Origin of the sequence: Psychrobacter sp. Rd 27.2, from assembly GCF_001921755.1 — a bacterium.
In the GTDB taxonomy this organism is placed as follows: Bacteria; Pseudomonadota; Gammaproteobacteria; order Pseudomonadales; family Moraxellaceae; genus Psychrobacter; species Psychrobacter celer.
Genome location: NZ_MRYB01000009.1, coordinates 75,237 through 96,929, shown reverse-complemented (window position 1 = coordinate 96,929; position 21,693 = coordinate 75,237). Strand labels below are relative to the sequence as shown.

At 47.2% G+C, this 21,693-nt stretch carries 19 protein-coding genes; 10 read left to right on the top strand and 9 right to left on the bottom strand.

All coding sequences use genetic code 11. From position 1 onward, the window contains the following. Positions 1-75: 75 nt before the first annotated feature. On the bottom strand, positions 76-198 hold the full coding sequence (locus BTV99_RS13780; RefSeq protein ID WP_256713765.1) for a hypothetical protein: 123 nt from the start codon (positions 196-198) through the stop codon (positions 76-78). 194 nt (positions 199-392) lie between these two features. Here BTV99_RS13780 and BTV99_RS09030 point away from each other — a divergent pair, with 194 nt between their 5' ends. From BTV99_RS09030 to lspA, 4 genes are all read left to right on the top strand, one after another. Further along, positions 393-2,030 (top strand): carbon-nitrogen hydrolase family protein, encoded by a 1,638-nt coding sequence (locus BTV99_RS09030; protein WP_075102040.1) that lies wholly within the window; start codon positions 393-395, stop codon positions 2,028-2,030. A gap of 252 nt (positions 2,031-2,282) precedes the next feature. After that, on the top strand, positions 2,283-2,834 hold the full coding sequence (locus BTV99_RS09025; RefSeq protein ID WP_075102039.1) for a protein disulfide oxidoreductase: 552 nt from the start codon (positions 2,283-2,285) through the stop codon (positions 2,832-2,834). A 408-nt stretch (positions 2,835-3,242) separates the two neighbouring features. Continuing rightward, positions 3,243-6,104, top strand: a complete 2,862-nt coding sequence (ileS, locus tag BTV99_RS09020; protein ID WP_075102038.1) for an isoleucine--tRNA ligase — start codon at positions 3,243-3,245, stop codon at positions 6,102-6,104. Then, entirely contained in the window at positions 6,097-6,741 is a 645-nt protein-coding gene (lspA, locus tag BTV99_RS09015; RefSeq protein ID WP_075102037.1) for a signal peptidase II, read from the top strand. The genes ileS and lspA overlap by 8 nt, the downstream gene beginning before the upstream one ends. A 426-nt stretch (positions 6,742-7,167) precedes the next feature. Here the strand turns inward: lspA and BTV99_RS09010 are convergent, their stop codons facing one another. Further along, positions 7,168-7,851 (bottom strand): DUF1294 domain-containing protein, encoded by a 684-nt coding sequence (locus tag BTV99_RS09010; RefSeq protein WP_075102036.1) that lies wholly within the window; start codon positions 7,849-7,851, stop codon positions 7,168-7,170. 125 nt (positions 7,852-7,976) lie between these two features. Here BTV99_RS09010 and fkpB point away from each other — a divergent pair, with 125 nt between their 5' ends. Continuing rightward, positions 7,977-8,474: an FKBP-type peptidyl-prolyl cis-trans isomerase gene (gene fkpB / locus BTV99_RS09005; protein ID WP_075102068.1), complete on the top strand. Its 498-nt coding sequence runs from the start codon at positions 7,977-7,979 to the stop codon at positions 8,472-8,474. A 63-nt stretch (positions 8,475-8,537) separates the two neighbouring features. Further along, complete coding sequence (locus BTV99_RS09000) at positions 8,538-9,578, top strand: aldo/keto reductase (RefSeq protein WP_075102035.1); 1,041 nt, start codon at positions 8,538-8,540, stop codon at positions 9,576-9,578. Positions 9,579-9,699: 121 nt separating this feature from the next. Here the strand turns inward: BTV99_RS09000 and BTV99_RS08995 are convergent, their stop codons facing one another. Next, positions 9,700-10,500 (bottom strand): 1-acyl-sn-glycerol-3-phosphate acyltransferase, encoded by an 801-nt coding sequence (locus tag BTV99_RS08995; RefSeq protein ID WP_075102034.1) that lies wholly within the window; start codon positions 10,498-10,500, stop codon positions 9,700-9,702. 333 nt (positions 10,501-10,833) lie between these two features. On the opposite strand from BTV99_RS08995, the gene hflX reads away from it, so the two are divergent. The 4 genes from hflX to BTV99_RS08975 all read left to right on the top strand — a co-directional run bounded on the left by hflX (position 10,834) and on the right by BTV99_RS08975 (position 15,326). Further along, a complete protein-coding gene (gene hflX / locus BTV99_RS08990; RefSeq protein WP_075102033.1) occupies positions 10,834-12,276 on the top strand; it encodes a ribosome rescue GTPase HflX in 1,443 nt (480 codons plus the stop codon). 597 nt (positions 12,277-12,873) lie between these two features. Next, a complete protein-coding gene (locus tag BTV99_RS08985) occupies positions 12,874-13,332 on the top strand; it encodes a CidA/LrgA family protein (protein WP_075102032.1) in 459 nt (152 codons plus the stop codon). Positions 13,333-13,366: 34 nt separating this feature from the next. Beyond that, positions 13,367-14,056 carry an LrgB family protein gene (locus tag BTV99_RS08980; protein WP_075102031.1) on the top strand — a complete coding sequence of 230 codons (690 nt, stop codon included), beginning with the start codon at positions 13,367-13,369 and terminating at the stop codon, positions 14,054-14,056. Between the two features lie 442 nt (positions 14,057-14,498). Then, entirely contained in the window at positions 14,499-15,326 is an 828-nt protein-coding gene (locus BTV99_RS08975; RefSeq protein ID WP_075102067.1) for a lytic transglycosylase domain-containing protein, read from the top strand. A gap of 133 nt (positions 15,327-15,459) precedes the next feature. Here the strand turns inward: BTV99_RS08975 and tsf are convergent, their stop codons facing one another. The 6 genes from tsf to BTV99_RS08940 form a co-directional block, all read right to left on the bottom strand. Next, positions 15,460-16,341: a translation elongation factor Ts gene (gene tsf, locus BTV99_RS08970; protein WP_075102030.1), complete on the bottom strand. Its 882-nt coding sequence runs from the start codon at positions 16,339-16,341 to the stop codon at positions 15,460-15,462. 428 nt (positions 16,342-16,769) lie between these two features. Continuing rightward, positions 16,770-17,549, bottom strand: coding sequence for a 30S ribosomal protein S2 (rpsB, locus tag BTV99_RS08965; protein ID WP_075102029.1), 780 nt, complete (start codon positions 17,547-17,549; stop codon positions 16,770-16,772). Positions 17,550-18,017: 468 nt separating this feature from the next. Beyond that, complete coding sequence (locus BTV99_RS08955; protein ID WP_083608603.1) at positions 18,018-18,467, bottom strand: chemotaxis protein CheX; 450 nt, start codon at positions 18,465-18,467, stop codon at positions 18,018-18,020. Positions 18,468-18,506: 39 nt separating this feature from the next. After that, positions 18,507-18,956: a chemotaxis protein CheX gene (locus tag BTV99_RS08950; RefSeq protein WP_075102027.1), complete on the bottom strand. Its 450-nt coding sequence runs from the start codon at positions 18,954-18,956 to the stop codon at positions 18,507-18,509. Between the two features lie 29 nt (positions 18,957-18,985). After that, positions 18,986-19,348 carry a response regulator gene (locus BTV99_RS08945; RefSeq protein ID WP_075102026.1) on the bottom strand — a complete coding sequence of 121 codons (363 nt, stop codon included), beginning with the start codon at positions 19,346-19,348 and terminating at the stop codon, positions 18,986-18,988. Between the two features lie 59 nt (positions 19,349-19,407). After that, on the bottom strand, positions 19,408-21,639 hold the full coding sequence (locus tag BTV99_RS08940) for an ATP-binding protein (protein WP_075102025.1): 2,232 nt from the start codon (positions 21,637-21,639) through the stop codon (positions 19,408-19,410). Between the last annotated feature and the right edge of the window lie 54 nt (positions 21,640-21,693).

Sequence of the window (21,693 nt, the reverse complement as noted above, 5' to 3'; positions counted from 1 at the left end):
ACAATAGATGAATGCACATGACTGACATCAAAGCCGGCTCACAAAAACGTAGCAAATAGTTACCACGTTAGACTGTCATTGCCCATGTGACTTGCTATCATAGCCAGCAATATAGTCTTTATGACGATAAAAACGCACCGCGATATCTACAACACTACTGGCAAATTCAGCAGGGCAGATGAGAGAGTATAATCGCATCCAAATAAATCAGATACATGGCTATTAGTCGCTCAATAAAGCGTTGTATCTGATGTATATCAGATGGACTATATCACTCTAACCCATTGTAAATATGACAATAAATCATTGTAACGACAATATTCTCTAATGGGAATATTTTTATTGCCTTTGTTACACGAAAATTTTTTATAAAAACAGCAGATAGGAACCTTATGAGCAAGATTGAAAAAACAGACGACTTTCATTTGACGATTGCCGAGATTAAGAAAAAAGACTACCCTCAGTTAAAAGCCTTGATGGATCGCGTCTACGTCAACCTAGGCGGCGCGTGGTCAAAAAACACCATTCATACGCTCATAGACGCCTTTCCTGAAGGACAGATTGCGCTGTTTGACCACGATCAGCTGATCGGCATCGTGCTGTCGATGCGCGTTGACTATGCCAAGTTTTCTAACCCGCATACCTATGACGATTTGATCGGTCACAAAGAGATCATCAAAGACAATCCAAAAGGCGATGCGATTTATGGTTTGGACGCACTGATCGACCCTGACTATCGCGGGTATCGCCTCGGACGCCGGCTGTATGATGCGCGCAAAGAGCTATGCCGTCAGCTTAACTTTCGCGCGATTTTGGCCGGTGGCCGTATTCCCAATTATCACAACCACCAAGACCTGACCCCTGGCGAGTATATCGATGCTGTCGAGTCTCGTGAGATTCACGACTCTGCGCTGTCATTTCAGCTGTCCAATGGCTTTATCGTCAAGCGTATTTTGACCGCGTACCTACCAGATGATGCCCAGTCCAAGGGCTTTGCTACGCTACTTGAGTGGGCCAATATCTATTATGAACCACAAGAATACAAGCCCAGCACCCGCAAGTCAGAGGTGCGTATCGGCGGTATTCAGTGGCAGATGCGTGAGGTTGACTCGCCTGAAGAGCTGCTACAGCAAGTGGAGTTTTTTGTCGATATCATGGCCGACTACAACTCTGACTTTGCTTGCCTGCCTGAGTTTTTTAATGCGCCGCTTATGGGGCTTTGTGAGGCCACCGACCAAAACGTCGCTATTCGATTTTTGGCCGGCTATACGGAGTGGTTTAAAAATGAGATCTCACATTTGGCAGTCAGTTACAACGTCAACGTCATCACAGGCTCGATGCCCTTACTGGATGAAGAAGACACCCTATATAATGTCAGCTACTTGTGTCGCCGTGACGGGACAGTAGAAGAGCAGCGCAAAATCCATATCACCCCGCATGAGCGCAGTGCGTGGGTCATCGAAGGCGGTGACGAGGTCAAAGTCTTTGATACGGATGCTGGACGTATCGGCATCTTGGTTTGTTATGATATCGAGTTCCCAGAGCTTGCCCGTTTGATGGCTCTAGATGACATGGATATTTTGTTTGTTCCATTTTGGACGGACACCCAAAACGGCTACCTGCGCGTACGCCACTGTGCGCAGGCGCGCGCCATCGAAAACGAATGCTACGTGATGATTTGCGGCTCTGTTGGCAACTTGCCACAGGTTGAGAGTTTAGATATTCAGTACGCCCAGTCGTCTATCTTTTCGCCATCAGATTTTGCCTTCCCTCATGACGCAATTATGGCAGAAACCACCGCAAACACTGAGATGGTTTTTTTCTCTGACTTAGATTTGGACAAGCTGATCCACGTCCGTAACGAAGGCTCGGTACATAACTTGCTTGACCGCCGCGATGACTTGTTTAGCCTAAAATGGAAGAAAAAGTCGAAAGTACCAGCCAGCAAGCTCAGCACAAGCGAGCGCCGAGAAAACTCAGGCAGCGTGCTGACCGGTGACCCACTACAAGACCGCGCACAAAAACCTTAAGCGCTTATCGTCACTCCGACATAAAATCGATACAGCAATAGCGATGGACGATATTTTGAAAGTGCTCTAAAGCATTAGTATTTTAAAGCATTTAGGAATCATACGGCTGAGCATTCAGCCGTTTATTTTTATCTAGGGCATGTCCTCATTTTAAAAATGGTGATAAAAATGAGGGCACAGCCTAGCACACGCGATAACAAACAGCGACCAGACACTTTTTGATACCATGACAAGCATAGAAAAGTAGCCCTTATGACAACTGATATTGATACCACAGCGGCAAAGCCTAAAAAAACGCCACAGCAAAAAGCGCTGTCGCTTATCAAGACGATACTGATATATGGCTTGATGTTTGCCGTCATTTATACCGCGGTTAATTGGTGGCGGCAGCCAGTCATGCCTGCCAACCCGCAATTGCAGCTCACCGATTATCAAGGACAAAGCATTGACTTGGCAGCGCTCAGTAACGATAGGCCCGCGCTAGTGTACTTTTGGGGAACGTGGTGCCCAGTTTGCCGTGTGACCTCGCCGACCATAGACACGCTCGCGGCGGCCAATGACTACCCGGTGGTGACCATTGCGATCCAATCAGGCTCTGATCAAACGCTGCATAGCTACCTGAGCGAACACAACTACCGCTTTACCACCATCAATGATCAAGAAGGCGAGATATTTGCTGACTGGCAAGGACAAGTAACGCCCTCTTATGTCATCTTAAAAGAGGGTGAGATGGCGCAAGGTCTAACGGGCATTCAGCCATTGTGGTCACTAAAATTACGCTTATGGCTGTCATCAGTTTTTTAGTTCTTGTTTTTTAGCCTTGTTCTTTTTTAGTCTTGGTTTGACGGTATAAACTATTGGTTTTGGCTAAAAACAGGACGATACCGGCCAGCTCTTTTTACCCCACTGGTTTTGTCATATAATAGCTGTCATTATTATCGCCACTTTTCTTATTATTTTGATATCAGTATATGGTATTGCAATCATCTCATTAGTATTTATGATGTAGGCAGACGCTTTTATCTGTTTGTGACGACATAAGGTGATTGTAGTTGGAAGCCGCTATATTACTAACTAGCGCCGCAACCAAATACCAGTATTAATAGTGACACAGTAAGCGTAGCGTTCACGTAACATCCGCACGCTATTTTAGATCAGCATGTATTCGGCTCTTTTTCCCACTTCTAACCATCATTTTATAAGATACCTTCTATGACTGACAAAAGCACCGACACCCCAAGCCACGATTATAAAGATACATTAAACCTCGCCGACACCCCGTTTGCCATGCGTGCAAACCTCGCCAAACGCGAGCCTGACTGGCTAGCGGCGTGGGAAGCCGATGATGTCTATGGCAAAATTCGTAAGGCGCGCACAGGTGCGCCAAAGTATATTTTGCATGATGGCCCTCCTTATGCCAACGGTCAGATTCACTTAGGTCATGCGGTCAATAAAGTTTTAAAAGACATCATCGTTAAGTCAAAAACGCTGTCGGGGTTTGATGCACCTTATGTTCCTGGTTGGGATTGTCATGGCCTACCTATCGAACAAAAAGTCGAAGCCAAGGTCGGCAAAGTCGGTCAAAAAGTCTCGGCCACTGAGTTTCGTGGTCTGTGCCGCGAGTATGCCAGCACCCAGATTGAGCTACAAAAAGCCGACTTTAAACGTCTGGGCGTGTTTGGTGATTGGGACAACCCCTATCTCACCATGAACTTTGCGCAGGAAGCCAATATCGTCCGTGCACTTGCGAAAATCTATGACAATGGTCACGTAACCCGCGGCATGAAGCCTGTGAACTGGTGCTTGGACTGTAGCTCTGCCCTCGCCGAAGCCGAAGTAGAATACCAAGACAAAGTCTCTGACGCCATCTACGTCAGCTTTGATATAGTGGATACCGACAAGGTAGAATCGCTAAATGGCATCGGCGATGGCATTGCTGCCATCATTTGGACGACGACGCCATGGACGCTGCCTGCCAACCAAGCCATTGCTGTGCATCCTGAGCACGACTATAGCGTGGTAGCAACGGACAAAGGTCATTTTTTATTGGCGACAGACTTGGTCGAAACTGCACTGACCGAGCTAAAGCTTGACCACAAAGGTATCTTGGCGACCGTATCAGGACGCAAGCTTGAAGGTCTGCACGCCCAGCACCCACTGATTGAAGGGCGTCAAGTGCCGCTTATCCTAGGCGATCACGTCACCACCGATAGCGGTACAGGCCTCGTCCATACCGCGCCAGGTCATGGTCTTGACGATTATATCGTCGGTCTAAAATACAACCTACCTGTAGAAAACCCTGTGGGCGGTACGGGTGTGTATTTAGACAGCGCCGCGGTATTTGCCGGAGAGCATATCTATAAAGCCAACCCAAAAATCATCGCCACCTTGCACGAAAACGGCCACCTCGTCAGCCATACCAAAATCGAGCACAGCTACCCGCATTGCTGGCGTCACAAGTCGCCGATTATCTTCCGCGCCACCCCGCAGTGGTTTATCAATATGGAAGCTAAAGGCTTACGCGAGCGAGCGCTTGCTGATATTCCAACGGTCAAATGGACGCCAGCTTGGGGACAAAACCGCATCGAGGCGATGATGACTGACCGTCCTGACTGGTGTATCTCACGCCAGCGTACTTGGGGCGTGCCAATTACTTTCTTTACGCATAAAGAAACAGGCGAGCTACATCCAAATACACTGGAGCTGATGGAAGCTGCAGCACAAAAAATCGCTGATGGCGGCGTGGAAGCATGGTTTGATGCCAGCTGTGAGGACTTTTTGGGTGATGAGGCTGCTGACTATGACAAAGCGACCGACACGCTAGACGTATGGTTTGACTCAGGGACCACGCATTTTGCTGTACTGGATCAACGTGATGAGCTGACCAATCCAGCGGATATGTATTTAGAAGGCTCAGATCAGCATCGCGGCTGGTTCCAGACTTCCTTGCTGACCTCAGAGGCGATGTACGAGCGTCCACCATTTAAGCAAGTATTGACTCATGGTTTTGTGGTAGATGAAAACGGCCGCAAGATGAGTAAGTCGCTTGGCAACATCATCACCCCGCAAGACGAGATCAATAAAACGGGCGCGGACATGCTGCGCTTATGGATTGCCTCGAGTGATTATCGTTATGAGATGAGCGCGGGTAAAACCGTGTTTAAGGGCGCGATCGACATGTATCGCCGTATCCGTAACACCTTGCGCTTTTTGCTTGCCAATACTGATGACTTTGATCCAGCGACCAACAGCGTGGCGATGGATAAGCTGGTCAGCCTTGATAAATTCATCATTGAGCGCGCGCAAACCGTGCAAGCACAAATCATTAGCGCTTATGATGCGATGGACTTTCACCAAGTCACCCAGCACGTCACCGCGTTTTGCTCACAAGACTTGGGCAGCTTTTATTTAGATATCATCAAAGATCGCCAGTACACCACTCAGACCGATGGACAGCCGCGCCGCTCTGCCCAGACGGCGATTTATCATATCGCTCATGCGCTGATTCGCTGGATCACACCTATCTTGTCCTTTACGGCCCAAGAAGCGTGGGAAGTACTAGAAGGCAAAAGCGGACAAGACGCAGGTTATGTGTTTACCCAAGAATGGTACACCTTCCCAGCGTTTGAGCTAAGCGCCATCACAAGCGACGACTGGCAACGCATCATGCAGGCCAAAGACATCGTCAACAAACATATCGAAACAGCGCGTGGCGAAAAAATCATCAATGCCAACTTATCAGCGGGCGTCGATCTGTATGCCAGCGGCGCGATGCAAGAGAGCTTGGCCAAGCTTGGCGAAGAGCTACGTTTTGTCTTGATTACCAGTAGCGCAACCCTGCAGCCGATGAGTGAAGCCCCTGCTCAGAGCGCAGATTCTGGCTCAGTACCAGCAGAGAGCCATGCTGATGAGTCAAGCGACTTGCAGGTCAAAGTGAGTGCAGCCACAGGCACCAAGTGCGTACGCTGCTGGCATATCCGTGATGACATCGGCGTGGATAGCACCCATCCTGAGCTATGCGCGCGCTGCGTGACCAACGTGAGCGGTACAGGCGAGGTGCGCCACTATGCCTAATTCTGCGCCTAACCCGTCAGACTCACCTCACAAGTCGCCGCAGGTTGAGGCCGACGGCTCCCCCAAGCCGGCACATGCAACCACTGGCAGTTCATCGACGCCTAGAGGTCGCCTAACTAAGACCCCTAAGATGGTCGCCAATGGCAGTCGCGCCTTTATGTGGTATGCGTTATCGCTGGTGGTGATCATCATCGACCAGTGGAGCAAATGGCTGGCTGAGACCACGCTCAATTTTCTTGAGCCTGTGCCAGTGTTAGAGCCGTTTCTCAACTGGACACTGGCTTACAACTATGGTGCCGCTTTTAGCTTTTTGGCCGATGCAGGCGGCTGGCAAAAGTGGTTTTTTGCGGGACTGGCGCTGGTGATGTCGCTGTTTTTGATCGGCTATCTAATCAAAGCGCCGCGGCAAGCCAAGCTGCTATCGACAGGCCTGGCGCTGGTGCTTGGCGGTGCCATTGGCAACCTGATTGATCGCTTACTACATGGCCATGTGATTGACTTTATTCATGTGCATTATGCTGATGTGTGGCATTATCCGATTTTTAATATTGCCGATATTGCTATCTGTATCGGCGTCGTGCTCATCGTCATCGACATGCTATTTTTGGAAAAAAAGCGTGAAATGCCGCTGTCATGATTGCGTGTAGTTAGATAGACCAGTTTAATTTATAAATCAAAAAGGTGGGTTACGCAGTCGTAACCCACCTTTTTTGTTTACCCTAAACTCTACGTTTCTATTCTAAATTTTTGACTTATTGTAACAAGACGCAACGCATTAAATTCTATTAAGTTTTCTGCAACTTCCTTAGGGCGTGTCTTCAATTCACTCGATAGTTATCTAAATGAGCTAAAAATGGCCAAATTTTGCCAAACATCGTCAAATAGCGGGTTTATATCCCGATATTAACGGCGCTATTTTCCTTGTTTGACCGCAATTTATCTCATTTTTATCACCATTTTCGAAATAAAAACACGCCCTAGTTTACATTGATAATTTGACTTGATGTGTTTCAAATCCCGTGGAAATATCATGTTTTATTTGTGCCTAATATTTTAGTTTTATTTACAGAAACCCTGATAATACATCTGTCAACGTCTCTAAGCCGCCGCCCATGATGACAAAGAGTAACCCTGCTAAGTTGATAACAACCGTTAAATAATAAACGATACGAAACTCAGGCTTTTGTGATTTGTGGCGCAAATACGTCTGTGCCACTAATGCGCCGACCCAGCCGCCCAGCGCGCTTAGCAGATGCAGTGTGGACTCAGGCGTGCGCCAATCGCCATTTTGGGCAGCGGCTTTGTCTTTGGCATAGGTGAGATAAGTGATGACGCCTAGCACAGCGTACCATGCAACCACCAGCCAGCTGAGCTTTTGAGTTACCGCCAATAAAATTACAACCCCATAAAAACCAATACCAAGGAACAAGCGTTGCTTTTGCCCTGCTGCAAATTCTGCTTGGGCATTACGTTTGCGATTACGCTGACGAATTTGGCGGTTTTTTTCTGCCATTTTTTGTTGGACAAAGCTCAGTTCTTGGACTTGTCTGGCTTGCAGGCGACCTTGGCTATCTTGTCCGATATCAAAGACCACCGCTTCACCAACCTCAGGACGGCGCTGCGCTCTAAACTCACTAATGTGAAAAAACAGCGACGCCCCGCTTGACGTTTCGATAAAACCAAAGCCTTTGTCGTCTTGCCATTTATGCACGTGTCCCTGTTGTTTGCTGGGTGCTTGACTTGCCATAATCCTGCCCTATTTATAGATATGGCAGATATATTACACCATTTGCGTTACACTATTTGCGCTTACACACCCAGCAAAATGACTTATCATTTCTCTATTATATTTATGACAACTGGCTTTTGATTATGACTGAATCACAATTTATTAACCCCAACGAAGACACGCGCATCACCTTTGGTAGCCTTGTTAGCCTACACTTTGAAGTTTCATTAGAAAACGGCACGGTGATTGACTCGACCTTTGGCCGTGAGGCACCAGTGACGCTGACGGTCGGCGATGAAAGCTTGTTGCCAGGGTTTGAGCAGGTACTTATGAATCTACGCGCAGGCGACACGCGCACAGCCCATCTTGAGCCAGAGCAGGCATTTGGTGAATGGAACCCTGACAACGTCCAGCACTTTAGCCGTCCGCAGTTTGCTCTTATCGCCGATCATCCAGAAGTCGGCATGATGGTTGAGTTTGAGGATAAAGGCAAAAACACCTTGCCCGGTATTATTAGTGCGATTAATGAGGATGAGATTGAGGTCGACTTTAACCATCCTCTGGCCGGCCAGTCGGTATTGTTTAAGGTCAAAGTCTTTAAAGTAACCCCGCCTGGGGTGACTGGCATCCAAATCATGTAATGCCCTGACAACGCTCAATACTCAATGCTCAACCCTAAAATCAAAGTCCACAAGGAGACTGACATGCAATATACAACGTTGCCGCAACTCGATGAACAGGTTTCTAAAATCTGTCTGGGCACCATGACATGGGCGCAGCAAAACACCGAGGCTGAGGCACACGCCCAGATGGATATGGCACTGAGCGAAGGCGTCAACTTTTGGGATACAGCAGAGATGTATCCATCACCACCAGATAAAGACAAGCAAGGCGATACCGAGCGTTATATCGGTACTTGGTTTGCCAAAACCCAGCAGCGCGACAAGGTCATTTTGGCCAGTAAAATGTCACCCATGAGCTTTTTGCGTGACGGTAAAACGCGCTTTAATGCTGAGCAAATCAGCAGCGCTATCGATAGCAACCTTGAGCGTCTACAAACCGATTATATCGATATTTATCAGCTACATTGGCCTGAGCGACAAGCCAACTTCTTTGGGCAGCGCGGTTATGATGCCGATATGGCAGCACAGTCTTTAGAAGACTTAACGCCATTTTTGGAGACCATCCAAGCACTGAATAATGAGATTAAAAAAGGCCGTATTCGTGCTTATGGGCTGTCGAATGATACCGCATGGGGACTGATGCGCTATCTGTGGGAAGCGGACAAAAACGGTCTAATCGCGCCGCTGACGGTGCAAAACCCGTATAGCCTCCTCAACCGTCTCTATGAGGTCAGTATGGCGGAGATTGCCCATCGTGAAAACGTCGGCTTGCTTGCCTACTCGCCGCTTGGGTTTGGCGTACTATCAGGTAAGTACTTGGACGGCAAACGCCCAGCTGGCGCGCGCCTGACCATGTATGATCGCTTTAGCCGTTATATCAATGAGCAGGCCATTGCCGCCACCGCTGAGTATGCCAACATAGCGGCCGATGCTGGCTTGGATATGGCGCAGATGGCGCTGGCCTTTGTCAATTCACGCCCATTTGTCACCAGCAACATCATTGGCGCGACCACACTTACGCAGTTAAAATCCAATATCGATAGCATTGATCTGACGCTCACTGACGATGTCTTGGATGCCATTGAAGCAGTGCACACGCGCCAGCCCAATCCGTCACCTTAATAAGCGGCGCCCAATGTGTCACTGACAAAGCACTAAAAAAAGCGCCAATCGCGGTAAGTATTGCTGCGATTGGCGCCTTTTTTATTCAGCGACTTTTCATTTGACTGTACAGCTCAGCTGATTATTGACTAGGCGGCACACTCAGTACCCGCGCATGCAGATCGGCCAACCCTTCTTGCATTTTTCTTTGCAGCAAGTCGGTCAGCTCGCTTTTGCTATAGCCTTTAGGGTCTATCGGCTCTAATGGCAACACATAAGCCATCACGTCTTTACTATCTAGCACCTTTTTTAGGCTCTCTTTCATGGTAATCTTGCCATAATACGGCAATGCCTCACTGAGCGCTCCGTCTTTGTCGACATAAGCGATAAGGATCGGTCGCACGGGGACATCTGCATCTATCGCAGCTTGTAGCAGGGTACCGTGGATACGCTTGACTTTTTTGCCATCGGTAGTGGTCGCTTCAGGGAAGAAGATAACCGAAAACCCTTTGGTCAAAAACTCAGCAATCTGCGTGGCCACTGAGCCTGCATCACCGGAGCCGCGCTCAATAAAGAGCGTGCCGGCAGCATGCGCTAATTTACCAAACACAGGCCACTCACCAATCTCCGCCTTGGATAAGAAAAACGCGGGGCTTACCGTTCCCACGACAGGAATATCCATCCATGACACATGATTGGACACCCACAGGCCATGATGCTGCTGTACTGGCTCGACCTCGATGACTTTGACACCAAAAGAGCCTGCCATCTTACGACAAAACGCCTGAATATAACGGGGTAGCTTTTCGCGTGGCGGCTGCTTAAAGGCACCAAGACGCTGAGCGGCCCGCAGTCCGCCGACCATCGTTGTGGTCATACCAGCGATTTGCTTGCCGCGTCCTAGCTGTTGTCTGAGTGAAAAGTTTGACTTAGCTTGGCTCATCTTCGCCCTCATGATTAAATAACTGCTGTTTATATCAACAAAAAAACGAGCTAAGTATAGCAAAGTTATGCGACTCAGTGATAGCCTGTTCACTGAGTCAGTGCCGAGTTTTATACAAACGCGCAATAAAGCCGCTTATAAACGCGCTAACTTACCAGCCGCTCTTCGCGCTAGGAAACACAAACCTGTGTAACATAAATCTATCGCTAATTGTGCCGTTACGCTTTAATATCAATAGATAAGACCACATATAAAAGGTCATATGAACGCCGCCTCGATAGTTGACAGACAAATGGCAGCGATTTATTTACTTTATTAAATAGGTGATATTCTTTGGATTATTTTGAAAGACATGAAGGTGGCGAGCGTGCCATCATCGTACATTTAGACATTCGTCAAATCCAAGACCCTGACGATCTTAGCGAGTTTGAGCTATTGGCAGACTCAGCAGGCGCCGATCGTTTGGCATTGGTGACAGGCTCACGTTTAAAACCTGATGCCAAGTTTTTTGTGGGTAGCGGCAAAGCAGAAGAGATTGCAGAGCTAGTGCGTGAGCACGACGCCGACATTGTTCTTTTTAATCACAGCTTATCGCCCTCGCAGGAGCGTAATATCGAGTCGGTGGTCAAATGCCGCGTGCTGGATCGCACCGGACTGATTTTGGATATTTTTGCTCAGCGCGCCCGCACTTATGAGGGCAAGCTACAAGTGGAGCTGGCGCAGCTCAACCATTTATCGACACGGCTGGTACGTGGCTGGACGCATTTGGAGCGGCAAAAAGGCGGTATCGGTCTGCGCGGGCCGGGTGAGACCCAGCTTGAGACCGATCGCCGCTTACTACAAACGCGAGTCAATCAGCTCAAAAACAAACTCGAAAAAGTACGGCAAACCCGCGCACAAGGCCGCGCCCGTCGACAAAAATCTGACGTACCGACCATCTCGCTAGTCGGCTATACCAACGCTGGTAAATCGACACTGTTTAACCGCTTGGTCGACGAAAATATCTATGCCGCCGACCAGCTGTTTGCCACCCTAGACCCGACGCTACGTCGCCTCGACTGGCAAGGTGTGGGACGTGTGGTACTGGTCGATACTGTCGGTTTTGTGCGTCATTTGCCGCACGAGCTGGTCGAGTCGTTTCACGCGACACTAGAAGAGACGCTAGAGGCGGACTTGCTACTACACGTCATCGACTCCTCTAGCGAAGACATGCACGAGCAAATCGAAGCGGTAAAAAATGTCTTGGCCGAAATTGATAACGATGTGCCCGTGCTCAATGTGTACAACAAAATCGATATCACAGGCGAGCCTGCTCATATTGGTTATGCCAGCGAAGGCCAGCCAAACCGCGTCTACGTCTCATCAAAAGAAAACCTCGGAATAGAAGCGCTGTCGCTTGCCGTACAGCAGCTGCTCACTGGCGCACTGACCACCTTTGATTTGACACTGCCTTATGGTGCGGGTCAATTTAAAAACACCTTGTATGAGCTAGGCGTTATCTTAGAAGAAAGCTATGATGACACAGGTCACGAGTGCCTAACCATTCGCTTGCCAAGCGAGCGGCTCAAACAGCTGCTTGGACAAGCCAATCTCGATCCTGTAGATGTCCTACCACTGGCGCAAGCGACGCTACTGATGCCGACGCTTGAAGAGTTTGAAAAGCCAGATGAAAACGTAGAGCCTACCTTGACTGCGGCCGAAGAAAAAGCCTTTGATGAGTTTGAGACAAACACAGCACAGTCTTCTCCTCAAAAAAGCAGCCTGCCTGACTCATAACTTATAAGAGCAGGCGGTGGGCGGCTCAGCTTTTATTTGCAAACCGCTTTGATATACCTACAGACAAAGCCCTACACACAGACGGTATCGCTGATATCGTCTGTTTTTTATTACCTCTCTTAAAGCTGTCTCTCTTAAAGCCACCTTTCCTAAAACCTGTTTTCACAATATCATCTCCCATAAGACCATAAGACCATAAGACCATAAGACCATAAGACCATAAGACCATAAGACCGAATAGCGCGATGATACTAGGGCGGTTATACCTATAGTCAGGTCCATAAAAAAAGGATACAGCGAGACTGAAATAAATTTTTCGTAGCATCTGTCGGCGCAAGCACAGCACGCAAAAAAATTTGTACCAGTCTAGCGAGTGTATGCAGTGTATCTCTTTATCTTATCTCTCTTTATCTCTCTTTTATTTAGTCACGACGATAGGCTTTATTAGTTACGTGACTCTCTATATAATCGCCTATACGATATGCCATATACAAAATACCATAACGACACAATGTACTTATAAGGATGCAGCTGCCATAGCCATGCGCCAACCGTTATCGCTGCGCCTACCCATCTCCGATTTGGCCAAAACTGCTTATGAAGTCCACTCACTCCTCCAACCTACCGCTATGGCTGGCGCTGATATTAACATTAGCGATGGTTATTTTTGTCCGTGAAACAGCGGTGCTGGTCTGTCAATGGGCAGGTATCGAAAAAGCGGCCAATATCGTCGGTTTGGTGGCGATGTTTGTGGTATTGATGGCGTGGCGTTTGCTAAAAGGCCTACCTAGCTGGCTCACTCAAGCCAGCAATACGTTATTGGTTGATAGCGGTTTTGCTTTTTTGCCCGTTTCTGCTGGTGCAGGTTTATTGTTATTTGCCTTAGGAGACGAGCTGTGGGGTGTGATGCTGACGATGCTGATCAGCACCTTGATACCGCTTTGGGGGTTAGCATTATTGGCCAATCGCTGGCTCAATCAAGACTCTGAGTCTAACTCTAATAGTGATAGTGACTCGCAAGCTGACGACACCGGCAGCATCACCAGCAAGCAATAAGGGCAGCGCTCAGCTGAATGAACAAGGCAGACTTATGACTTTTGATAGCGTATTGACAGCAACCCTTGCGGCGATATTATTGACCTTGGTCGCCCACGTCATTGCCCGTATCTTAGCGCGTAAGCTATCGTGGCTACCGATGGTCATCACGGCCTTAGCGCTGGTTTTGCTGTTTTTGTTTGTGCTGCAGTGGGACTACAATCACTACTATAGCGTCGCAAAGCCTGTGTTTGACCATCTCTTAGGATACGTCACGGTTTTATTGGCAGTGCCACTCGCCGCCATGAACTTTAAAGGCTTACCTGTCAAAAAACTCACCCTTATCGTCATGATTGCAAGCGTGGTCGGTGCTTTGCTGCCAATGTCGCTCGCCTATCTGCTGTCACTCAGTCACGAGACGATACTGGCATTTGCCACCCGCTCAGTGACCACCCCTATCGGTCTTAGTGTGGCGGATTTGATCAAAGCGCCGCTGGCGATGGCCAACCTTATCATCATTGTCTCAGGTATCGTTGGGGGTACTTTGGCGCGCTTTTTATTTCGCCGTGTCGATGATGACCGTGCCAAAGGCTTAGCACTTGGCTTGGCCGCTCACGCTTTTGGTACAGTCGAAGCGTGGCAGATCAGTCATACCGCCGGACGCTATGCAGCCTTTGGACTGGCAGTCAATGGGCTGGTCACCGCGATTTGGGTACCGATATTCATCAGTGCCGTTGCGTTATAACTACTCCCTGACCTCTCATCAATTAAGGACAAACTCAAAGCATTGGCCGCTCTTATCCTCTTGCTCTTATCCCACCGCTCCTACTCACTTATCATAGCCACTTACTACCACCATCAGCCCTTACAGCAGCTGAGCTGGCACTGATATACGTACACTGTAAATGATAGCCTATTGATTTATTTCGTATTATTTACAAAATAACGCTCACTTTTGCATATTATTTTGACAATCCTATGCGTCAAAAATTTATTATATGTTATAGTAAACAACTATTATTTTTTGTATCTATTGCAAATGATTTTAACAAAACATGAAGACGTCAGGGTTGTTGCTAGGTAGCTGGCGACAAAACACAGCAAATAAAATAAGCACTTGCCTTTATAAGCTGGCCGACTCATCAGCGACAGTCATTTGCGACTACTCGATAAAAAGTGATATCTCTATGATAAATACGACTACCATCAAGACTCGCTGTTTGTCTCCGTTTTTATTTAATGCCATCACTGGCATTGCCAGTATCCTTGCTATCTCAAGCTTGAGTGTGAGTGCTCATGCGGGCAATATGTATATCTACAAAGACCAAGGCGGTCAGGTGCTGTTGACCAACGTTAGCCCCAGTGGCAACTTTGATAAGTTCACCAAAAAAGTCAAAGTCACTTATTATAAAGACTCTAAGATATATGACGGCAGCAGCAATGGCTATGGCAGCAGTCCGGCAAGTAGTAGCGCCAGTCGCAACGCCTATGACAGCTATATTCGCGCGTCCGCGGCACGTCATGGCGTCGATCCTGCCTTGATGAAAGCCATGATGCATACTGAGTCGGCTTTTAATCCAAATGCTCGCTCACCAGTCGGCGCTCAAGGGCTGATGCAGCTGATGCCTGCTACCGCACGGCGATTTAATGTGGGCAACCCTTGGAACCCTGCCGACAACATCGAAGGCTCAGCCAAATACATCGCCTGGCTGATGCGCCGTTTTAATAACAACGTCGAGCACGCTGTGGCAGGCTATAACGCAGGCGAGGGCAATGTCGATAAATACGGCGGCATCCCGCCTTTTAAAGAGACGCGCAACTATGTCAAAAGAGTGATGAGCCGCTATCATAGCTTATACAAAAATGACGCCGGTCTGTCTGACGCCAGTATCAATGCCAGCAATCAAGTCAATATGAGCAGTACAAACAATGGACTACAAAATGTCAGCTATGGCACGAGCAGTAATAGCAATAGCCCAAGTTATATCAAATCTGCCTACGAAGCCTTACGCTAGTAAGTCCATAAAGGGGTCAAGCTCAGACACAAAAAAGCCCGTTATCGAGTAACGGGCTTTTTTGTGTCTGACGGCAAAACCAATGGCTTAACCGTCCTCATCAGTGCAAGTGCACAGAGATGTTACTTGGATATTACTTGCTAGCCGCCTGAGCTGCTGCAACTTCAGCTGCGAAGTCTTCTTGCTTTTTCTCGATACCTTCACCCACTTCTAGACGTTTGAAGCTTAGTACTTTTACGCCTTCCGCTTTTAGGACATCGCCAACTTTTTTGTCGTTGTCCATGACGTATGGCTGACGTAGTAGAGTTACTTCGTCTAGGTACTTACGTAGGCCACCTTCGATCATTTTTTCAACGATGTTGTCAGGCTTGCCAGACTCTTTGGCTTTGGCTTCGATGATGTCTTTTTCGCGAGCCAACACATCAGCATCAACGCTTTCGTCGTCGACTGCTACAGGGTTGAACGCCGCGATATGCATCGCTAGGTTTTTGCCAGTCTCTTCGCTGCCGCCTTCATACGATACCACAACACCGATACGTAGACCGTGGCGATATGATGCTAGGTTGGCACCTTCTAGAGTTTCTACACGGCGCACCTGAATGTTTTCGCCGATTTTTTGTACCAAAGCCACGCGTGCTTCTTCAACGGTTTGGCCATCGCCATATGGTAGCTCAGAGATAGCAGCAACGTCTGTGACGTTATTTTCTAGCGCGATGTTGGCTACTTTTTCTGCAAAAGCAGTAAAGTTGGCGTCTTTTGCCACAAAGTCAGTTTGGCAGTTTACTTCTAACAAAAACGCTTTGTTGTCGCCTTGAGCGATGATGATAGCGCCGTCAGCTGCGATGTTACCTGCTTTTTTGGCCGCTTTTGCTTGACCAGATTTACGCAAGTTATCGATGGCAACTTCAACATCACCATTGGCTTCTTGTAGGGCTTTTTTACATTCCATCATGCCAAGACCAGTACGGTCGCGCAATTCTTTTACCATTTTGGCAGATACTTTTACTTCTGTCATAAGAGTCACCTTAGTATAGTTATGTATAGGAGGGCTTAATGTCTATTTTTCTCAAGGCTGCTGATGACTTAAGAAAAACGCTCGTATTATCTGCTTATTAATAAAAACAAATCATGACATCGAGCGACTCTACCCACTGGAATAAACGATAATACTCGTTTGGCCAGTTTATGATAGATGACGATCATGTCATCAGCATGTATTTAATATATTTTATGTAATAGCAGTGGTTAATTGAGGGCGTTTGACAGCCATCATTTCATCACGTTATGTAATAGCCATGGTTTCAGCGCTATTATTTAACAACAAGGCATGACGAGTAAAACTGCATCATGCCTACTACGAGCTTATCATTAATGACTTTATATGGATGCTGCTAGCGGTGCTATCAAGACATCCTTACAAAGTAACACTGTTGATGCAGCGAATTATTCAGCTGGCGTTGCTGCTTCTTCTGCATTGGCTTCTTCGGCAGGTGCTTGCTCAGCTTTGCCGCCCGCTTGAGTCTGTGCGTATTCTTTACCAGCGATGATCGCATCAGCCATAGACGTGACGTATAGAGTCACAGCACGGATAGCATCATCGTTAGCTGGGATGATGTAGTCAACGTTGTCTGGGCTAGAGTTGGTATCAACGATACCGATTACTGGGATACCAAGGTTTTTGGCTTCTTTGATAGCGATCGCTTCGTGATCTACGTCTACCACAAAGATAGCGTCAGGTAGGCCGCCCATGTCTTTGATACCGCCTAGTGAACGCTCAAGTTTTTCCATATCGCGAGTACGCTCAAGCGCTTCACGTTTAGTCAACTTAGCAAAAGTACCGTCTTCTGATTGCTTCTCAAGCTCTTTTAGACGGCTGATCGACTGACGTAGCGTTTTCCAGTTGGTCAACATACCACCCAACCAGCGATGGTCGACGTATGGCATGCCAGCGCGCTGGGCTTGCTCACGGATGATACCGCTAGCGGCACGTTTGGTACCAACAAACAATACTTTGTTTTTCTTGGCAGCTAGGCTGTTTACGTAAGTCAACGCTTCGTTGAACGCTTTTACGGTGTGCTCTAGGTTGATGATATGGATTTTGTTACGTGCACCAAAGATATAAGGACCCATTTTTGGGTTCCAAAAACGTGTTTGGTGACCAAAGTGAGCGCCGGCTTGTAGTAAGTCGCGCATTTCGATTTTGGTTGGGTTGTTTGTAGCCATGTGAAATATCCTGTTGGTTGGGTTATGCCTCCACATCACAAAAACTGCCTATCTAGCAACACGCATCTACCTGTGGGTCGTGCCTATAATCATGGCACTGACCTAACTTGCAAATTAATCAAGTCGCCAAACACCCAGCAATTTTTTGCCATGATGTGTGTGTCATTGGTTGGTGTAAAAAAGAAGCCATGTTGGGTTTTAGCAAAAAACTCAAACCCCTCCTATAAAGCAAATTATAGAAATAGCTGCGCCGTATTTTATCATACAACGCCTCACAACCTCCAGCGCTTTATGAGGACAAACCGCGATTTAACAACTCGTGAGCCTCACACCTCAAATCGTCGTATCAACAAAAAAGCGATACCATCGTATCGCTTTTTACTGTTGTCGCTTTTTTGTCGCTTTTCGTTGAGGCAAAGCGATAAACGAGACGCTGTCAGTTGATTGTCGTTGATCAGTTAATTGTCATTAAGTGATGCAGATACCGATGACGGCCTTGTGACCACGCCAGGTAAAGGGCGTGATATAGCTTTGCCGATCTTTGGGTAGATACGATACGTTGGGCGCGCTCTCGACGATGTGCGGCGGCGAGATAATAAACTCTGACCCAAACTCCGTCCGAGCGTTACCGGAGATGGTGTTGGCCATCTCTCCGAGCAAATCCTTCAGCATCGTAATAGAGGAGTCGGTCTCGCCCATCGCCTGAACCACCGCACGCAGCATCGCGCTTGGCGCACTGACATAGACGCAGCCTTGTAGCGGACCTGAGATTTTGATAACGCCGCTGTAGTCATAGCCTACCGCTGTCTTATTGTTATTTAAATAAGGCGTATCGATGTCTACTTCTGTCCCATCAATCTGCGTAAAAAACGCATTAATCGAACTTAAAAATACGCCCAATTTTTCTACTTTAATCATAATAACGAACATCCGTATTAAAACGTAATAGCGAGATCATCAGTCCTGCAAACAGACCACAATCTCACCGACTTGCGAATGCCAAGTGATCGGGATGATAAAAGAACGCTCATCGTTTGGTAGGACGATACTTTTGGGCGCTCCTTTAAACACAAACGGTACCGAGATATGAAACTCTGAGCCAAACTCAGTACGGGCGTTGCCTGCGATGGTATTGGCAACCTCGCCTGCTAGATCAATATAATTGTCATCACTTTTATCAGTCTCGCCCATGCTATCTAGTAGCGAGGACAACAACTTGTGAGTCGCCGAAAAATACACCACGCCTTTTTGACCACCAGAGATACCAATCACACCAGTGTAGTCATGTACTTTGGGCTGTTTGTTTTCTAGCAAATACGGCGTGTCAGCGACGAGCTCTTCTCCACCAAACTGATCAAAATAATTGCTAATGATGTTTAAAAAAATCTGTAGCTTTTGTTCTTTCATATAGACATTACTCAAGTCGTTGAATGGTATTAATCTTGCACCAGCTCGTGCAAAGACTCTACAAGCTCTTCTTCTGAAAATGGCTTGCACAAAAACCCACTGGCACCAAGCGATAGCGCCTCAATCCCCGTGGCTTTATCAGACAAGGCAGATACGACTAAAATACGGACATCGGGATCCGTGGCGATGATTTTTTCGATACACTCCAGACCATCCATTTGCGGCATGGTCAGATCCATGGTGATCACATCAGGACGATGGATATTAAACTTCTCTAGCGCCTGCACACCACTGGTCGCAGTAGCGACCAGCATAAACTCACCTGAGTCATACGCACGCTGAATACGGTTTCTAATGATATTAGAATCATCAACAATCATTAATTTATGCATAACCTATTACCTGTAATGAGGCACATTGTTGTGGTGCACAATATGCCTAACCTCTCTTATTAAGCTTTTGGTAGTGTAATGACAAATCTTGTCATTTTGCCCCGTTCACTATTTACATTCAGCTTGCCGTCGTAGTCCTTGACCAGTGATTTGATGATATCCAAACCCACGCCGCGGCCACCGTCTTCATCAGCGTCTTCTTTGGTAGAAAAACCTGAAGAAAACAGCTGCTTAAGCAAGTCGCTATGCGTCAGCTGACTTGCTGCTTCATTATCGACGTGGTTTTCTGCCACCAATTTATGACGGATGCTGTCGTAATCGATGCCTTGGCCGTCGTCCTGCACGATGAGCATAACCTCTTGGCCGTTGTCTTGTACTTCTAGATCAATCTTGCCTGCTGTTTCTTTACCGAGCGAATGACGGACGCTTGGTGCCTCGACACCGTGCACCACGGCATTTCGTAGCAGCTGGATACCAATCTCTTTGATGGGCTTGGCCAGATGCTCTGGGATATTGACTTGGGTCAATGTATGGCTGTTGAGCTGTACTTGCTTGCCCTGTCTTGCAGCGATATCTTTGGCAAAATCACGATAAAAAGACAGCTGGTCTTCAGCTGCATTATCACTCAAATCGATATCTTGACCGCCATCCAAACTGATGTTACCAATCGATAAACTGGTTGGTTGGCTTTTGGGTGCGGTACTCTCAGCAAGCGCTATGCTTTGCTGTGCCACGGCATCACTTAATGCGGTGGTAGAGGTAGTAGCGGGCTTACTAGCGGCAGGCTCCGAGCGATTGATCCGCTCACCTAGCGTGGCAATGGTGTTCGATAGGCTGAGTAAGTCATCTAGATGTACCGCCAATGGCAAGAAGTCATTACCTGATAGCTGACCTTGGTTTTGTAAGGCATGCAACTTGTCTTCGGCATCTGAGGCAATCTTGGTAAAGCTGTGCAGTTTTAGCGCTGATGCTTCGCCTTTTAGACTATGCATTTCGCGATAAATGGCTTTTAGTTTGGTTTCGAGCTCGTATTGTGAGCTACCAGGATTTTTTAAGATGTTGTTCATCTTATTGATATGCGCATCAGTGTTGGCGATAAACTCATTAATGATCTTAGGATTTACATTTAAGATGGTGGTGAGCATCTCGATTTGCATGTCGTTTTGCGAGCGCTCTTTTTCTAAGCGCTGCTCTAGGTAGACGGCATCAGAGACATCATTGACGTTGACCAAAATACGGGCGATGTCTTTTTTGTCATAAACGCGTGAGAATTTAAAATCCAAGAAGCGGCTATCAGCGCCTTTATTTTCACCGGCGTTGTGTAGCATGACCTTATGTAAAGGGTTTAGTGAATCCACCAGCTTTTCTTTGACGCGCGGGTTGTATAACTGCTCGATAAACTGCTTGGTGGTGTTTAGGTCTTTATCAGAGATACGACCACGTAAGACACTGGTAAAGTTCTCACCTGCCAAATTGTCAGCACCGATGATGCCATTGAGGGCACGAGAGTGCTGTTGACCAATCTTTAAGTCTTTATCTAGCAAGAATAGACCAGTATTGACCGTTTCCATGATTTCTTGTGTTTCGCGGCGCGCAGCAGCAGCTTCGGCATCGGTCTCACGTAAGCGGCGCACAAAGAAGAATACGAAAATCAAAAAGTAAGCAAAAATCGCCGCAACACCCAACACCTGAATTAGACGAATGGTGGTGGCTTGGCGCTCTGCATTACTAAATACGTCGCGTGTCAGATTATCTAGCGAGTCGTTGATCAGCAAACTGGAGGTTTTGGCTTGCTCATAAGCTAATGCCAGCTCATCTGAAGAATCAATCCGGATATCACCAGCAGTTTCTAAATAATTGACAATTAGTGGTTTTAGAGTATTCCACTCTCCCCGTGCCTCTTCTAAAGCTGCCAACTCACCCGCTGTCTTGATACTAGGAATATTATAAACAGTACCTGCGGCATCGGTATATTTCGAACCCTCACGCATACTGATAAGCAATTGATCGATTTCTTGAGTGTTACTCTCCAACCTTTCCCTAACACGCTTTTGATGGGGGGAGTTAATATGCTCCCCCACACTACTTTGCAAGTCAAACAGGTCCTTAATAATCGCTTGAGCATTATTAGCTGTTTTATTAGATATATTTACAAGTGTTGTATTACGTTCAAGAACACTTGATGTATAAAACGTAAAGGCGAGCAACACCCCAATCAATGCCAAGAAGGCAGCGATGGACAGAATCAAACCTCGGTAACGGGAGTTACCGTTTTGAGTTGATACAGTCATAGCATATTCCTTTTAATATAGATAAATTCATATTTATTATTTATTTAAAAATAA

Coding starts and splice junctions, on each gene's coding strand:
- BTV99_RS08950 (WP_075102027.1), bottom strand. CDS start 18,956: ATGAAAGAACAAAAGCTACAGATTTTTTTAAACATCATTAGCAATTAT.
- BTV99_RS09030 (WP_075102040.1), top strand. CDS start 393: ATGAGCAAGATTGAAAAAACAGACGACTTTCATTTGACGATTGCCGAG.
- tsf (WP_075102030.1), bottom strand. CDS start 16,341: ATGACAGAAGTAAAAGTATCTGCCAAAATGGTAAAAGAATTGCGCGAC.
- BTV99_RS08985 (WP_075102032.1), top strand. CDS start 12,874: ATGAAGTCCACTCACTCCTCCAACCTACCGCTATGGCTGGCGCTGATA.
- BTV99_RS09000 (WP_075102035.1), top strand. CDS start 8,538: ATGCAATATACAACGTTGCCGCAACTCGATGAACAGGTTTCTAAAATC.
- BTV99_RS09010 (WP_075102036.1), bottom strand. CDS start 7,851: ATGGCAAGTCAAGCACCCAGCAAACAACAGGGACACGTGCATAAATGG.
- fkpB (WP_075102068.1), top strand. CDS start 7,977: ATGACTGAATCACAATTTATTAACCCCAACGAAGACACGCGCATCACC.
- BTV99_RS08995 (WP_075102034.1), bottom strand. CDS start 10,500: ATGAGCCAAGCTAAGTCAAACTTTTCACTCAGACAACAGCTAGGACGC.
- rpsB (WP_075102029.1), bottom strand. CDS start 17,549: ATGGCTACAAACAACCCAACCAAAATCGAAATGCGCGACTTACTACAA.
- BTV99_RS13780 (WP_256713765.1), bottom strand. CDS start 198: ATGCGATTATACTCTCTCATCTGCCCTGCTGAATTTGCCAGTAGTGTT.
- BTV99_RS08945 (WP_075102026.1), bottom strand. CDS start 19,348: ATGCATAAATTAATGATTGTTGATGATTCTAATATCATTAGAAACCGT.
- BTV99_RS08955 (WP_083608603.1), bottom strand. CDS start 18,467: ATGATTAAAGTAGAAAAATTGGGCGTATTTTTAAGTTCGATTAATGCG.
- lspA (WP_075102037.1), top strand. CDS start 6,097: ATGCCTAATTCTGCGCCTAACCCGTCAGACTCACCTCACAAGTCGCCG.
- BTV99_RS09025 (WP_075102039.1), top strand. CDS start 2,283: ATGACAACTGATATTGATACCACAGCGGCAAAGCCTAAAAAAACGCCA.
- BTV99_RS08940 (WP_075102025.1), bottom strand. CDS start 21,639: ATGACTGTATCAACTCAAAACGGTAACTCCCGTTACCGAGGTTTGATT.
- BTV99_RS08980 (WP_075102031.1), top strand. CDS start 13,367: ATGACTTTTGATAGCGTATTGACAGCAACCCTTGCGGCGATATTATTG.
- ileS (WP_075102038.1), top strand. CDS start 3,243: ATGACTGACAAAAGCACCGACACCCCAAGCCACGATTATAAAGATACA.
- BTV99_RS08975 (WP_075102067.1), top strand. CDS start 14,499: ATGATAAATACGACTACCATCAAGACTCGCTGTTTGTCTCCGTTTTTA.